Source organism: Pseudomonas sp. ADAK21 (assembly GCF_012935735.1).
GTDB lineage: Bacteria > Pseudomonadota > Gammaproteobacteria > Pseudomonadales > Pseudomonadaceae > Aquipseudomonas > Aquipseudomonas proteolytica.
Genome location: NZ_CP052857.1, coordinates 542,360 through 558,135, shown reverse-complemented (window position 1 = coordinate 558,135; position 15,776 = coordinate 542,360). Strand labels below are relative to the sequence as shown.

11 protein-coding genes are annotated in these 15,776 nt (G+C 61.1%); 7 read left to right on the top strand and 4 right to left on the bottom strand.

The window, feature by feature from the left end:
• Positions 1 to 289 precede the first annotated feature (289 nt).
• From aceK to HKK57_RS02535, 7 genes are all read left to right on the top strand, one after another.
• Entirely contained in the window at positions 290 to 2,023 is a 1,734-nt protein-coding gene (gene aceK, locus HKK57_RS02565; protein ID WP_029292355.1) for a bifunctional isocitrate dehydrogenase kinase/phosphatase, read from the top strand.
• A gap of 204 nt (positions 2,024 to 2,227) precedes the next feature.
• Positions 2,228 to 6,139 carry an ATP-dependent RNA helicase HrpA gene (gene hrpA, locus HKK57_RS02560; protein WP_169389738.1) on the top strand — a complete coding sequence of 1,304 codons (3,912 nt, stop codon included), beginning with the start codon at positions 2,228 to 2,230 and terminating at the stop codon, positions 6,137 to 6,139.
• Between the two features lie 226 nt (positions 6,140 to 6,365).
• A complete protein-coding gene (locus HKK57_RS02555; RefSeq protein ID WP_169389737.1) occupies positions 6,366 to 7,487 on the top strand; it encodes a beta-ketoacyl-ACP synthase III in 1,122 nt (373 codons plus the stop codon).
• 203 nt (positions 7,488 to 7,690) lie between these two features.
• Positions 7,691 to 8,305 (top strand): RNA polymerase sigma factor, encoded by a 615-nt coding sequence (locus HKK57_RS02550; protein WP_169389736.1) that lies wholly within the window; start codon positions 7,691 to 7,693, stop codon positions 8,303 to 8,305.
• Entirely contained in the window at positions 8,299 to 8,532 is a 234-nt protein-coding gene (locus HKK57_RS02545; protein WP_029292359.1) for an anti-sigma factor family protein, read from the top strand. The genes HKK57_RS02550 and HKK57_RS02545 overlap by 7 nt, the downstream gene beginning before the upstream one ends.
• Positions 8,533 to 8,863: 331 nt before the next feature.
• Complete coding sequence (locus tag HKK57_RS02540) at positions 8,864 to 10,198, top strand: OprO/OprP family phosphate-selective porin (RefSeq protein ID WP_029292360.1); 1,335 nt, start codon at positions 8,864 to 8,866, stop codon at positions 10,196 to 10,198.
• 165 nt (positions 10,199 to 10,363) lie between these two features.
• Entirely contained in the window at positions 10,364 to 11,488 is a 1,125-nt protein-coding gene (locus tag HKK57_RS02535; protein ID WP_169389735.1) for a GNAT family N-acetyltransferase, read from the top strand.
• Positions 11,489 to 11,616: 128 nt separating this feature from the next.
• Here HKK57_RS02535 and aqpZ read toward each other — a convergent pair whose 3' ends face one another.
• The 4 genes from aqpZ to HKK57_RS02515 all read right to left on the bottom strand — a co-directional run bounded on the left by aqpZ (position 11,617) and on the right by HKK57_RS02515 (position 15,772).
• The gene (aqpZ, locus tag HKK57_RS02530) at positions 11,617 to 12,318 is read right to left on the bottom strand and encodes an aquaporin Z (protein WP_029292362.1); all 702 of its coding nucleotides are present in this window, start codon (positions 12,316 to 12,318) and stop codon (positions 11,617 to 11,619) included.
• A gap of 167 nt (positions 12,319 to 12,485) precedes the next feature.
• A complete protein-coding gene (locus HKK57_RS02525; RefSeq protein ID WP_029292363.1) occupies positions 12,486 to 14,318 on the bottom strand; it encodes an ABC transporter ATP-binding protein in 1,833 nt (610 codons plus the stop codon).
• An 83-nt stretch (positions 14,319 to 14,401) separates the two neighbouring features.
• Positions 14,402 to 14,965 (bottom strand): peptidylprolyl isomerase, encoded by a 564-nt coding sequence (locus HKK57_RS02520; protein WP_154906386.1) that lies wholly within the window; start codon positions 14,963 to 14,965, stop codon positions 14,402 to 14,404.
• A 3-nt stretch (positions 14,966 to 14,968) separates the two neighbouring features.
• Complete coding sequence (locus HKK57_RS02515; RefSeq protein ID WP_070995118.1) at positions 14,969 to 15,772, bottom strand: alpha/beta fold hydrolase; 804 nt, start codon at positions 15,770 to 15,772, stop codon at positions 14,969 to 14,971.
• Positions 15,773 to 15,776: the final 4 nt, after the last annotated feature.

Below are 15,776 nucleotides of genomic sequence, written 5' to 3'. Positions count from 1 at the left end.
TCCCTTACATTGGATCCACGTTTGTATAAGGCCGCAGAGCCCACGCCGGCCTGAGTTGTTCCCTGCTTTTGGTGCCAGCGCCCGGCTTTTGCGGCCTTCAGGTGAATCGATTCATCGACGCGACGTGACTTTGGGGTGTTTTATTGACCGGATGGTCGAATTAAAAAATCGTAAACATTTGTTTGTGGTGCACCGATCCGCGTGGCATCGCCCGGCAAAAATTGTACTTCTCCTGCTTGCGGACTCTGGCTAATCTCAGGGCTTCCGAACGCCCGCAGAGGTCTCCGACATGCCGCAGCAAACGCCTGCCATCGACACCGCGCAGTCCATCGCACAGATGATCCTTGATGGCTTCGACGATTACCGCGAGCACTTTCGCCAGATCACCGACGGCGCCCGCGAGCGCTTTGAGAAGGCCCAGTGGCAGGAGGCGCAAACCGCCTCGGCGGCGCGGATCAACCTGTACGAAGAAAAGGTCGGTGAAGTCACCACGCGCCTGCGGGCAACCTTTGACGCAGGCGCGTTGCTGGATATCAAGTCCTGGCCACTGGTCAAGAGCGCCTATATCAGCCTGATCGACCTGCGGTTTGACGATGAGCTGTCCGAGACCTGGTACAACTCGATCTTTTGCGGGCTGTTCAGCCACGACCTGATCAGCGACGGCTGCATGTTCATCCACACCACTCGCCCGAGCCTGCGTCGCGCCCGCGCTGCGCAAACCCGCACCTACAAGCCCCAGGGCCAGCTGGCGGGCATGCTCGAGCAGATTTTCAGCGACTACCGCTTCAGTGAGCCCTACGCCGACCTGGCCGCCGACCTGCAGCGCCTCGAAGCGCAACTGCGCGAGAGCCTGCCGGATTGGGTCTGCAAGGACCCGGACCTCAACGTCGAGCTGTTTTCTTCGGTGCTCTATCGCAACAAAGGCGCATACCTGGTGGGCCGTCTCTATACCCGCGACGAACAGTGGCCGCTGGTGATCCCGCTGCTGCATCGCGAAGGGCAGGGCATCCGCATCGACGCGCTGATCACTGACGAAGCCGATGTGTCGATCATCTTCTCGTTCACCCGCTCCTATTTCATGGTGGATGTGCCGGTACCGGCGGAATTCATCGGCTTTCTCAAACGCATCCTGCCGGGCAAGCACATCGCCGAGCTGTACACCTCCATCGGCTTCTACAAACACGGCAAGTCAGAGTTCTACCGGGCGCTGATCAACCACCTGGCCAGCACCGACGACCAGTTCATCATGGCCCCGGGCGTGCGGGGGATGGTCATGAGCGTGTTCACCCTGCCGGGGTTCAACACGGTGTTCAAAATCATCAAGGACCGTTTCTCGCCGTCGAAGAACGTCAACCGTGCGACGGTCATCGAGAAGTACCGCCTGGTCAAAAGTGTCGACCGGGTCGGGCGCATGGCTGATACCCAGGAGTTCGCCGACTTCCGTTTCCCGTTGAGCAAATTCGAGCCGCAATGCCTGGCCGAACTGCTGGAAGTGGCTGCGGGCACGGTCGAGGTGGAAGGTGACACGGTACTGATTCGTCACTGCTGGACCGAACGGCGCATGACCCCGCTCAACCTCTACCTGGAAAACGCCAATGAGGCCCAGGTGCGCGAAGCCCTCGAAGATTACGGCCTGGCAATCAAACAGCTGGCGGCGGCGAATATCTTTCCCGGCGACATGCTGCTGAAAAACTTTGGCGTCACCCGCCACGGTCGCGTGGTGTTCTACGACTATGACGAGATCTGCTTCCTCACCGAAGCCAACTTCCGCCATATCCCGGCACCCCGAACCCCGGAAGATGAAATGGCCTCCGAGCCGTGGTATTCCATCGGCCCGCTGGACGTATTCCCCGAGGAGTTCCCGCCGTTCCTGTTTGCGGATGCCGGGCAACGGCGCTTGTTCGATGAGTTGCACGGTGAGCTGTACAACGCCGACTACTGGAAAGGCCTGCAAGAGGCGATTCGGGCGGGGAAAGTGATTGATGTGTTCCCGTACCGGCGCAAGGGCCTGGATAACGAATAAGGGCACTAATCCGTGTAGGAGCGGGCTTGCCCGCGATAGCGGTGGGGCAGGCAACATTGATGCAGGCAGTGCCGCCGTCATCGCAGCCTCGCTGGGGTGGGGCTCGACAGCTCCCAAACGTGATTTACGCGGCCTTTAACGTTGCGGGCGCTTTTCTGCCACAATTGCCGGCCGTGCATAAATAGACGACCTGCAAAGTACCTGATGACTGACCAAGCGCCCGCTATCGACCAACTCCTGAAGAACCTCGATCACGCCATGCTCGCCGACCGCCACCGCTTGCGCCGGCAGTTGCTTGAGCTGCGCAAGAAGCCCGATGAGGAGAAGCTGGCGCAGTGGGTGGCACGCATGCAGGCGTCCTGTGCCCAGGTCACGGCGCGCGCGGCCAGCGTGCCGCAGGTTCGTTACGACGACAGCCTGCCCATCGCCGCCAAGCGCGATGAAATCAAGGCTGCGCTGCAAAAGCACCAGGTGTTGATCATCGCGGGCGAGACCGGCTCGGGTAAAACCACGCAGTTGCCGAAAATCTGCCTGGAAATCGGTCGCGGCCAGTACGGCTTGATCGGCCATACCCAGCCTCGGCGTATTGCGGCGCGCAGTGTGGCGAGTCGGGTTGCCGAAGAACTGGCGACGCCTTTGGGCGCGCTGGTCGGCTATCAGGTGCGGTTCGAGGACCAGAGCGACTCCAACACCCTGATCAAGCTGATGACCGACGGCATCCTGCTGGCCGAGACCCAGAACGACCGCTACCTCGAGCGCTACGACACGATCATCGTCGACGAAGCCCACGAGCGCAGCCTGAACATCGACTTCCTGCTCGGCTATCTGAAGACCCTGCTGCCACGTCGCCCGGACCTCAAAGTCATCATCACGTCGGCCACCATCGACCTGGAGCGCTTCTCCAAGCACTTCGACGATGCGCCGATTGTCGAGGTCTCGGGGCGTACGTTCCCGGTGGAAACCTGGTACCGCCCACTGACCCTGGAACAGGACGAAGAGGGCAACCGCGTCGAAGACGACTTGACCGTGGACCAGGCGATCCTCGCCACCCTCGATGAAATTGCCGCCTTTGAACGCAGCGAGCGCAAGAGCCCGGGCGATGTGCTGGTGTTCCTGCCCGGTGAGCGCGAGATTCGCGATGCCGCCGACATGCTGCGCAAGGCCCAGCTCAAGCACACGGAAATCCTGCCGTTGTACGCGCGCCTGTCGCCGGCCGAACAGCAGCGCATTTTTCAGTCCCATCCGGGGCGGCGCGTGGTGCTGGCGACCAACGTCGCGGAAACCTCGCTGACCGTGCCGGGCATCCGCTACGTGATCGACAGCGGCACCGCCCGCATCAGTCGCTACAGCTACCGCGCCAAGGTCCAGCGCCTGCCGATCGAGGCGGTTTCCCAGGCCAGCGCCAACCAGCGTAAGGGGCGTTGCGGCCGGGTTGAACCGGGCATTTGCGTGCGCCTGTACAGCGAAGAAGATTTTATCGGGCGCCCGGAATTTACCGATCCGGAAATCCTGCGCACCAACCTGGCGGCAGTGATCCTGCAGATGCTGCACCTGCGCCTGGGCGAAATCACTGACTTCCCGTTTATCGAGCCACCGGATGGCAAGGCCATCAGCGATGGCTTCAACCTGCTGCAGGAACTCTCGGCGGTGGACCGCAACAGCCAACTGACGCCCCTGGGCCGGCAACTGGCGCGCCTGCCGGTGGACCCGCGCATGGGCCGCATGTTGCTGGAAGCGGCCAAGCTCGGCAGTTTGCAGGAAGTGCTGATCGTCGCCAGTGCCATGTCGATCCAGGACCCGCGCGAGCGCCCGCCGGAGCGCCAGCAAGCGGCCGACCAGGCCCACGCGCAATGGAAGGATCCCGATTCGGACTTCGCCGGGCTGGTCAACCTGTGGCGCGGCTTTGAAGAGCAGCGCCAGGAATTGACCGCCAGCCCGTTGCGCAACTGGTGTCGCAAGAATTTCCTCAACTACCTGCGCCTGCGCGAGTGGCGTGATTCCCACCGCCAGTTGAGCCTGATCTGCCGTGACATGCAGTTGACGGTCAACAAGGAGCCGGCGGATTTCCCGAAACTGCACAAGGCGGTGTTGTCCGGCCTGCTGAGCCAGATCGGCCAGAAGACCGAAGATGGCGACTATCTGGGTGCCCGTCAGCGGCGCTTCTGGATTCACCCGTCGTCGGGGATCGGCAAGAAGCGCCCGCAATGGTTGATGACCGCCGAGCTGGTGGAAACCACCAAGCTGTATGCGCGCATGGTGGCCAAGATCGATGCCGATTGGATCGAGCCCCTGGCCGGGCACTTGATCAAGAAAAACCACTTCGAGCCCCATTGGGAGAAGAAGCGCGGCCAGGTCGTGGCCTTCGAGCAGATCACCCTGTTCGGCCTGATTGTGGTGGGGCGCCGGCCGGTGCATTACGGGCCTGTGGACCCGGTGGTGTCGCGCGAGCTGTTTATCCGTGAAGGCCTGGTACGTGGCGAGATCCAGTCCCGGGCCAAGTGCCTGGCCGCCAACCAGCAGTTGCTGGAGCAATTGGACGAACTGGAAGCCAAGGCCCGGCGCCGCGATATCCTGGCCGACGAAGAAACCCTGTACGCCTTCTACGATGCGCGCCTGCCGGCGGAGATCCACCAGACGGCGACCTTCGACAGTTGGTACAAGATCACCAGCCAGAAAGACCCGCAACTGCTGATCATGCGCGAAGAAGACGTGCTGGCGCGCGAAGCCAGTGAAGTCACCGCTGCCCATTATCCGGACACGCTGCACCTGGGTGACCTGGCCCTGGCCTTGAGTTATCACTTTGAACCCAATCACCCGCGCGACGGCGTGACCTTGCGCGTGCCGGCGCCATTGTTGCCGGCCTTGCCTGCCGAGCGCCTGGAGTGGCTGGTGCCCGGGCTGATCGAGGCCAAGTGCATTGCCCTGGTGCGCAACCTGCCCAAGGTCCTGCGCAAGAACTTCGTGCCGGTGCCGGACTTCGTCAAGGCTGCGCTGCAACGTATCGAATTTGCCCAGGGCTCGCTGCCCCAGGCGCTGGGGCGCGAGCTGCTGCGCATGACCGGTGCGCGGGTCAGCGATGAAGCCTGGAGCGAAGCCGCGCAGCAGGTGGAAAACCATCTGAAAATGAACCTGGAAGTGGTGGACGCCCAGGGCAAGTTCCTCGGCGAGGGCCGCGACCTGGCCGCGCTGACAGCACGTTTTGTCGAAGCCAGCCAGGCCGCCCTGGCGGTGCCGCAGACTGCCAAAAGCCAGTTGCCGGTGGAGGCCAAGGTCTTCGCCGCCGTGGCCGAGACCACCCAGCAAAAGATTGCCGGGCTGTCGATGACGGTGTATCCGGCGTTGGTGGAGGAAAACGGGACGGTCAAGGAAGGGCGCTTCTCCACTGCTGCCGAAGCCGAGTTCCAGCATCGCCGTGCCTTGCAGCGTCTGTTGATGCAGCAACTGGCCGAACCGGCAAAATTCCTGCGCGGCAAGTTGCCCGGTCTTACCGAGCTGGGGCTGATGTACCGCGAGCTGGGACGTATCGACGCCCTGGTGGAAGACATTCTGCTGGCCAGCCTCGACAGTTGCGTACTGGAAGGCGAGGCCAGCCTGCCGAGGGATGGCGCTGGTTTGGCGGCCCTGGCCGAGCGCAAACGCGGCAGTTGGACCGAACATGCCGAACGCCTGGCGCGCCTGACCCTGGAAGTATTGAAGCTGTGGCACGGCCTGCAAAAGCGCTTCAAGGGCAAGATCGACCTGGCCCAGGCCGTGGCACTCAACGATATCAAGCAACAACTGAGCAACCTGGTGTACCCAGGCTTTGTGCGCGAAACCCCGGCGCAGTGGTTCAAGGAACTGCCGCGTTATCTCAAGGCCATCGAACTGCGCCTGGAAAAACTGCCCAGCCAGGTGCAGAAGGATCGGGTCTGGAGCGGCGAGTTGAGCGGCCTGTGGAGCCAGTACCAGACGCGGCTGAACAAGCACACTCAGGAAGGCAAGCGCGATCCGCAGTTGGAGCTTTACCGCTGGTGGCTGGAGGAATACCGGGTGTCGCTGTTTGCCCAGCAGTTGGGCACCAAGGTACCGATTTCCGACAAGCGTTTGAGCAAACAGTGGAGCCAGGTCGAGCCTTGACCTGCAATCCCGGGGGCAGGTGCGCGTGTGACAGGCGCCAAACCCCCCGGTTTATGGCAAACTTCGCCGTTATAAATGCCAGGATCGTCTAGATTGGCTGTATCAGCCTCGACGCGCCGGGACAAAGCGTTTCCCCGTTTGATGTCCGCGCGGCGGACTAGAGCGACTTACGGTTTGGTACGAAGGTACCAATCCCTTCTGCCTGAACAGATTTAGAGGAACGACCGTGCATAACGTCGTCATCAGCGGCACAGGCCTGTACACCCCGGCCAACAGCATCTCCAACGAAGAGCTGGTGCAGTCTTTCAATGCTTACGTTCAACAGTTCAATGCCGAGAACGCCGTGGCTATCGAGCAGGGTGACGTTCAGGCGTTGACCGAATCCAGCGCCGCCTTTATCGAAAAGGCTTCGGGTATCAAGAGCCGGTTTGTCATGGACAAGGAAGGCATTCTGGACCCCACGCGCATGACCCCGCGCCTGCCCGAGCGCTCCAACGACGAGTGGTCGATCCTCTGCCAGATGGCCGTGGGCGCCGCCGAGCAAGCCCTGCAGCGCGCCGGCAAGACTGCGGCCGATATCGACGGGGTGATCGTTGCCTGCTCCAACCTGCAACGCGCCTATCCGGCCATCGCCATCGAAGTCCAGGAAGCCCTGGGTATCCAGGGGTTCGGTTTTGACATGAACGTGGCCTGTTCTTCGGCGACCTTCGGCATCCAGAACGCCTGCAACAGCATCCAACTGGGCCAGGCCCGGGCGATCCTGATGGTCAACCCGGAGATCTGCACCGGCCACCTGAACTTCCGTGACCGCGACAGCCACTTCATCTTTGGCGATGCGGCCACCGCGGTGATTCTGGAGCGTGCCGACCTGGCCACTTCCGAGCACCAGTTCGACGTTGTCAGCACCAAGTTGCTGACCAAGTTCTCCAATACCATCCGCAACAACTTCGGCTTTCTCAACCGCGCTGCGGAAGAGGGCATTGGTGCGCCAGATAAACTTTTCGTGCAGGAAGGCCGCAAAGTCTTCCGTGATGTCTGCCCGATGGTTGCCGAGTTGATCGGCCAGCACCTGGTTGAAAACCAGTTGAGCGTGACCGACGTGAAGCGCTTCTGGCTGCACCAGGCCAACCTGAGCATGAACCACCTGATCGTCAAGAAACTGCTGGGCCGTGAAGCCGAGATCGAAGAGGCACCGGTGATCCTCGATACCTACGCCAACACCAGCTCGGCGGGTTCGGTGATTGCGTTCCACACCTACCAGGACGACCTGCCCAAGGGCGCGCTGGCGGTACTCAGCTCGTTTGGCGCCGGGTATTCGATTGGCAGCGTGATCCTGCGCAAGCGCTGAGTGGCCAGATTGTTGTGCAGGGGCTCGGTGGAGGCTTGTTGTGGCGAGGGGGCTTGTCCCCCGCTGGGCTGCGCAGCAGCCCCAAAACCACCCCCTCGGTCTGCCTGACACTACTCAGTGGGTTTTATGGGGGCTGCTGCGCAGCCCAGCGGGGGACAAGCCCCCTCGCCACAACGGCTCCCCTCAACACAGTGAGATTCTGAATGGCAGCAGCCGACGACGCGCACTTGCTTGAGCGCCTGCTCAAGGGCGAGCAGCAGGCCTATAAGGAGTTAGTCACCCAGTACCAGAGCGCCATGCGGGCGGTGGCCTACGCCATCGTTGGCCAGCGCTACGCTGACGAAGTGGTCCAGGACGCCTGGCTTTCGGTGGTACGCAGCCTCGCCAAGTTCGAAGGGCGCTCCAGCCTCAAGACCTGGCTGCTGACCATCACCGCCAACTCGGCCAAGGGGCGTTACAAACAGAACCGCCGGGAAGTGTTGCTCGACGACTTGCCGTCGCCCCACGGGACCATTGGTGATGAGCGCTTTGCCGCCGGCGACGAGCATTGGCTGATCGCGCCCTTTGCCTGGCATCAGGACACCCCCGAGGCGCTGCTCACCGAAAACGAGCTGCGTGAATGCCTGGAGCACACGCTGCTCAGCCTGTCCGAGCTGCAAAGCAGCGTGCTGTTGCTGCGCGAGCGCCAGGGCCTGGAGTTGGAGGAGATTTGTAATCTTCTGGAAATCTCGCTCTCCAATGTGCGAGTACTGCTGCATCGGGCGCGGCTAAAAGTCTTCGCTACGGTGGAGCATTTCGAGGAAACCGGCGAATGTTGACCTGCAAAGAACAAGTGGCACGCTCCAGTGATTATCTCGATGGGCAACTGACCTTTCGCGAGCGCCTGCTGATGCGCCATCACCTGATGTTCTGTGCCAATTGCCGGCGCTTCATTCGCCAGATGCGGCTGATGCAAGCCACCTTGCGCATCCTGCCCGAACCCGAGGTGCCGGATGCACAAGGGTTGGCCGAACGCCTGGCCTCGGAGCTCAAGCGCAACTCCTGACCGCCTTCCGCTGCACCCAACGCCCGCGACGTCGCCGTCGTGGGCTTTTTTGTGTCGGCGAAAAGCCCTGCGCTGAAAAACATTGCAGGTTCGTAAGTTTTTTTCACCTTTTTTTCACCTGGCATTTCTCGTACTTTTTTTGCTCAAGCCCGCGCCGGCTCTAGCTTTGCGCTTATTCCCAGTGGTTGTAAGAAAGTTCCCCTGTAATAAAATATTTATCTTCCAGCAACTTGCCTGAAATATCCCCTCGCCAAGATCCCCTCCCAACACCAGCGGGGCAGAACCCGTGTGTTTTCCAACGCAAAAGACCACCAATTAGGGGAATTCTTCGATGATCCGTAAGCACTTCGCCGGTTTCGCGGCCAGCGCCCTGGCCCTGGCCGTTACCGCCCAGGCTTTCGCTGGTACTGTCACTACTGACGGCGCCGATATCGTTGTCAAAACCAAGGGCGGCCTTGAGGTTGCTACTACCGACCAGAACTTCAGCTTCAAGCTGGGTGGTCGCCTGCAAGCCGATTACGGCTCATTTGACGGCTTCTACACCAAGAACGGTGACTCGGGCGACGCCGCTTACTTCCGTCGCGCCTTCCTGGAGCTGGGTGGCACCGTCTACAAGGATTTCAAATACCAGCTCAACTACGACTTCTCCCACAACTCGGGTAACTCCGACGACGGCTACTTCGACGAAGCGTCCATGTCCTATGTGGGCTTCAAGCCAGTAACCATCCGCGTCGGTCGTTTTGACCCGGATTTTGGCCTGGAAAAAGCCACCAGCTCCAAGTGGATCACCGCCATGGAGCGTAACTCCGCCTACGAGGTTGCGGACTGGGTCAACACCCACGAAAACGGCATGGGCATCCAGGTCAGCGGCACTGCGGCGGACATGTTCTACGGCTCCGCCAGCCTGGCCTCCAAGGACATCAACGACGAAGACGGCAAGGGCGTGAAGCAATTCAACGGCCGTATCGTGTTGGCACCGATGAACAAAGGCGGCGACGTCCTGCACTTCGGCTTGAACGTGGCGGCACGTGATCTGAACGATGCAGCCTTCGACTCGCGGATTCGTCCTCGTCTCGGCGCTCGTGGCGTAGCGACCACCGGTGGCAACGATGCCGGCTCCAACGGCAACCGCGCTACCTTCGGCGGTGGTCTGGGCCTGAACGCCAGCAACCTGACCGCAGTGGGCGCCTATGACACCGACACCGTGTTCGGTGGTGAGTTTGCCTTCGCAACCGGCCCATTCTCGGTGCAGGCTGAAGCCCTGAGCCGCAAGATGAAAGCTGACAGCAATGCCTACCAGGACGTGAAAACCAGCGGTTTCTACGGCCAACTGGCCTACACCCTGACCGGCGAGTCCCGTGCCTACAAGCTCGACGGCGGCAAGTTCGACGCGATCAAGCCCGAGAACAAGCAATTCGGCGCCTGGGAAGTGTTCTACCGCTACGACAGCATCAAGGTTGACGACAAGAACATCGTCGTCAGCAGCGCTACCCGCGAAACCGGCGACGCCAAGGCCAACGTGAACACCCTGGGTGTGAACTGGTACGCCAACGAAGCGGTCAAGCTGTCGCTGAACTACAGCAAGGTCAGCACCGACAAGATCACCAACGCCAATGGCGATGACAGCGGTGATTCCATCGTCGGTCGTGTGCAGTACGTGTTCTAAGCAACTGTAATACCGCTGCAGCGCGCTCTTTCTTCATCCGTTAAAGCGCGATCCTCTTTTTCACCCCGCCATTTGGCGGGGTTTTTTTTTGCTGCCCGCGCAGGCAGTGGGTTCTGTCAGAATGGCCTGAATATCGTGAGTGAGCGTTTACCGTCGGGGAATGGCATGCCGTTGAAACGTTTGAATAGCCTGTCCGAAATATCGCCTGATGAGTGGAACGCGTTGGTCCCCGAGGATCAGCCGTTTCTGCGCCATGCGTTCCTCAGTGCGCTGGAGGACAGTGCCAGCCTTGGTCGGCATTCTGGCTGGCAGCCCGAGCACTTGCTGCACTACGAGGGTGAGCGGCTGGTCGCGGCGCTGCCCAGCTACCGCAAATGGCACTCCTATGGCGAATACGTGTTTGACCATGGTTGGGCGGACGCCTGCGCGCGTGCCGGCATCGATTACTACCCCAAGTTGCTGACAGCCGTGCCCTTCAGCCCGGTCAGCGGGCCGCGCCTGCTGGCGGCCAATGGCGCAGACGGCCTGGAGCTGCTGCAGAGCCTGCCTGGCTACCTGGAGATCGAAGGGCTTTCCAGTGCCCATATCAACTTCACCGATGCCATGGCCGATGCGGCACTGGGCCAGCAACCCGGTTGGCTTGCGCGTCTGGGTTGCCAGTTCCACTGGCAGAACCGTGGTTATCGCGATTTCCAGGACTTCCTCGACGCCCTGAGTTCGCGCAAGCGCAAGCAGATGCGCAAGGAGCGCGAGCAAGTGGCGGGGCAGGGGATTGAGTTCGAATGGTTGCAAGGCCATGAGTTGAGCGAGGCCCAGTGGGATTTTGTCTACGCCTGTTACGCCAACACCTATGCCGTGCGCCGCCAGTCGCCGTACCTGACGCGGGCGTTTTTCAGCCTGTTGGCCGAGCGCATGCCGCAGGCCATTCGGGTGGTGCTGGCCAATCAAGGGGCGCGGCCGGTGGCCATGGCGTTCAGCCTGGTGGGTGGCGATAGCCTGTACGGTCGCTACTGGGGCTGCCTGGGTGAATTCGACCGGCTACATTTCGAAACCTGTTTCTATCAAGGCATGGATTACGCGATCGCCAATGGACTGCAACGTTTCGATGCCGGTGCCCAGGGCGAGCACAAGTTGATCCGGGGGTTTGAGCCGGTGATTACCCGCTCCTGGCATTACTTGCGCCATCCGGGCCTGAAAACCGCCGTGGCAGACTTCCTGGAGCGCGAGCGGGTCGGGATTCTGGCGTATGCCGAAGAGGCGCGGTCGGCGTTGCCGTATCGGCAGGCATAACGCTCAGGGAACTCGACCGGTTCCCCTGTAGGAGCTTGCTCGCGAAGAACTCAAGTACAGCGCGTTCATTCTGGATAAACGCGGCGCCCTCAGGTTTTTCGCGAGCAAGCTCGCTCCTACAGGGTGGATCAGGCGTTTTCTTCCTTGCCCAGCCAACGGTAGGTGATGCCACCGATCACCGCGCCAAGGATCGGCGCCAGCCAGAACAGCCACAACTGCTGGATCGCCCAGCCGCCGACAATCAGCGCGGGGCCGGTGCTGCGGGCCGGGTTGACCGAGGTGTTGGTGACCGGGATGGAGATCAGGTGGATCAGCGTCAGCCCCAGGCCAATGGCGATGGGTGCCAGGCCCGCCGGTGCACGACGGTCAGTGGCGCCGAGGATGATCAGCAGGAACATCGCCGTCATCACCAGTTCGGTGACAAACCCCGCCGCCATCGAGTACCCGCCCGGCGAATGTTCGCCGTAACCATTGGAGGCCAGCCCCGCAGCCAGTTCAAAGCCCGGCTTGCCGCTGGCAATGAAATACAACAGGGCCGCCGCGACGACGCCACCTATGACCTGCGCGACGATATACGCTGGCAACTCCTTGACCGGAAACCGGCCGCCGACCACCAGGCCCACGGTGACTGCCGGGTTGAGGTGACAGCCGCTGATATGGCCAATGGCGAACGCCATGGTCAGCACCGTCAGTCCAAATGCCAGGGATACCCCCAGTAGACCAATTCCGACATCGGGGAACGCTGCGGCCAGAACCGCACTCCCGCAACCACCCAACACCAGCCAAAACGTACCTAACCCTTCTGTAACGGAACGTTTGAACAGAGACATGAACGCGTCCTTCTAAATCAACTGGTCGGTGAGGCTTCCCTGCAGTCTGATGTCAGGGCCCTCCCTGGGCCCTGATTGCAGTACAGCAGGATTGTGATACACGGCCAGCGAGTTAGAAAAAACTGTCAGAATTGTTCGGAATTGATAGCGCCGTTAGTAGTCCAGAATCAGTCGATACCGACGAATCCGCCGGTCTGGTGTTGCCACAATCGCGAGTACAGGCCGCCCTGTGCCAGTAGTTGGGCGTGGCTGCCGCTCTCGGCGATCTGGCCTTTTTCCAGGACGACCAACCTGTCCATTCGAGCAATCGTGGACAGGCGGTGAGCGATGGCAATCACCGTCTTGCCTTGCATCAGGGTTTCCAGGCTTTCCTGGATGGCCGCTTCCACTTCCGAGTCCAGGGCCGACGTGGCTTCGTCCATGATCAGGATCGGCGCGTCCTTGAGCAGGACCCGGGCGATGGCGATGCGTTGGCGTTGCCCGCCGGAGAGTTTCACCCCGCGCTCACCCACATGGGCGTCCAGGCCGACACGGCCCTCGGCGTCTGAGAGCAGCGGGATAAATTCATCGGCACGCGCCTTGCGGATGGCCTCCCAAAGTTCCTGGTCGGTGGCGTCGGGCTTGCCATACAGCAGGTTGTCGCGGATCGAACGGTGCAGCAGCGAGGTGTCCTGGGTAATCATGCCGATGCGTTCGCGCAGGCTTTCCTGGGCCACGTCGGCGATGTTCTGGTCGTCGATCAGGATGCGCCCGCCCTGCAGGTCGTAGAGGCGCAGCAGCAGGTTGACCAGGGTCGACTTGCCGGCACCGGAAGGGCCGATCAGACCAATCTTTTCCCCTGGCTTGATCACCAGGTTCAGGCCCCCGATGATGCCGCTGCTCTTGCCGTAGTGGAAATCCACTTGCTCGAAGCGCACTTCGCCGTGGGGCACGCGCAGGCGCGGGGCGTTCTCGCGGTCGATCACCGCCAGTGGCTGGGCGATGGTTTTCAGGCCGTCCTGGACCATGCCGATGTTCTCGAAAATGCCGTTGACCACCCACATGATCCAACCCGACATATTGACGATGCGGATCACCAGGCCGGTGGCCAGGGCAATGGCGCCCACCGAGATCAGCGACTGGGTCCACAGCCACAGGGCCAGGCCGGTGGTGGTGACGATCAGCAGGCCGTTCATGGTGGTGATCACCACGTCCATGCTGGTCACCACGCGGCTGGCCAGCTGGGTTTTTTCGGTCTGCTCAATAATCGCTTCCTTGGCGTACTCCTGCTCGGACTGCGTGTGGGCGAACAGCTTCAAGGTGGTGATGTTGGTGTAGCCATCGACGATGCGCCCCATCAATTTGGAGCGCGCCTCGGAGGAGATCACCGAGCGTTCCTTGACCCGTGGCACGAAGTAGCGCAGCGCCAGGCTGTAGGCGATGATCCAGGTGACCAGCGGGATCATCAGGCGCCAGTCGGCCTCGGCAAACAGCACCAGGGAACTGATGGCGTAGATCGCCACGTGCCAGATGGCATCGACAGCGGCGACGGCTGAGTCGCGCAGCGAGTTGCCGGTCTGCATGATGCGCTGGGCAATGCGCCCGGCAAAATCGTTCTGGAAAAAGTTCAGGCTCTGCTTGAGCACATAGCTGTGGTTCTGCCAGCGGATCAGGCTGGTCATGCCGGGGCTGATGGTCTGGTGTACCAGCAGGTCGTGCAGGGCGCCGAAGATCGGGCGTAGCAGCAGGGCGACCACGGCCATCCAGATCAACTCGGTGGCGTGGACCTGGAAGAAATTGGCCGGCGGTGTGCCCTGGGCCAGGTCGATGATGCGGCTCAGGTAGCTGAACAGCGCCACTTCGATCAGCGCGCCAATCAGGCCGACCACCAATAGCGCGGCAAAGCACGGCCACACCTGGCGCAGGTAATAGAGGTAGAAGGGCAGGACTTTATCGGGAGGTGCCGCGCTGGGAGCGTCGCGGAAGATATCGATCAGTTGTTCAAAGCGACGATAGAGCATTAGGTCTGACGCCCGCCGGGCGGGCTCTCCTTTTCAAATACACGCGCCGCCTTGTGGGCGGCGCGCGAAACGCCCTGTGGACCTTAGTCGATACGCTTGGCCGACTTGATCAGGACAGGATCGATAGGCACGTTTTGCATGCCTTGCTTGGTGGTGGTCTTCGAGTTGACGATGATATCGACTACGTCCATACCCTTGACCACTTTGGCAAATACCGCGTAGCCAGCATCACGGCCCGGGTCGAGGAAGGCGTTGTCGGCTACGTTGATGAAGAACTGGCTGGTGGCCGAATCCGGGTTGCTGGTACGCGCCATGGACAAGGTGCCACGCACGTTATGCAGGCCGTTGCTGGCTTCGTTCTTGATCGGCGTTTCAGTTGGCTTTTGCGACATTTGCTGGGTGAACCCGCCGCCTTGCACCATAAACCCCGGGATCACCCGATGAAAAATGGTGTTGGTGTAGAAGCCTTTGTCGACATAGGACAGGAAGTTCTTGGTACTGATGGGCGCCTTGACCGGATCCAACTCGATTTCGATCTCGCCATTGGTGGTGGTGATCAATACGTGTGGTGCCTTGGCCGGCGTGGCCGCCATCAGGTTGGCAGCAAACAGAACAGAACCGGCAAAAACGGCGATTTTTTTCAGCATGGGTCAGTGATCCTGGGAAGTGCTTTCGACTGTCTTCAGAAAATCGAGCAGGGTTGTATTGAAGGTTTCGGGTTGGTCCAGCGGTGTGGCGTGGCGCGAATCCTCGATCACCACCAACCGCGCATCGGGCAGCAGTTTTACATAGATTTGTTTCTGCGCCACCGGGGTGTAGTCATGGTCGGCGCTGATGACCAGGGTTGGACAGGTGATTTTCGAAAGTCGTTCCTGCACGCCCCAGCCCACAATCGCGTCGAAGCTCTCGAGGTAAGCACGTTTGTCGTTTCTTGCCCAGCGCTCGGCCATCTTGCGCCGCAGGTCGGCCTGTTCGGGTTTGGGAAACAGCCTGTCACCGAGGGCCTTGCCGATGGTCTTCAAGCTCAGCACACGTGCCAGGGTCCAGCGCTTGGCCCATTGCCAATAGTCATCGGCGCTGCGCACCTTGACCTCGGGCGCGCTGTTGACGATACACAGGCTCTTGAGCAGTTGCGGTTGGTCGACCGCCAGTTGAAAGGCGATCATCGCGCCCATCGACAGGCCCACCACATGGGCGGCGGGCAGTTGCAGGTGTTCGATCAAGGCCACCAGGTCGGCGGTAAAACCAGCGATGCTGTAGCGCTCCCGAGGCTTGTCGGAGCGGCCGTGACCGCGCACGTCCAGCACCACCAGGCGGTAATGCCGGGACAATACCGGTATTTGCAGTTCCCAATCCTGGCAACTGGAGCCCAGGCCGTGGATCAGGATCAGCGGCTCGCCGTGGCCATATTCCTCGTAATGCAGGGTGCAACCTTCATGTTCGAAATAGGCCATGGGT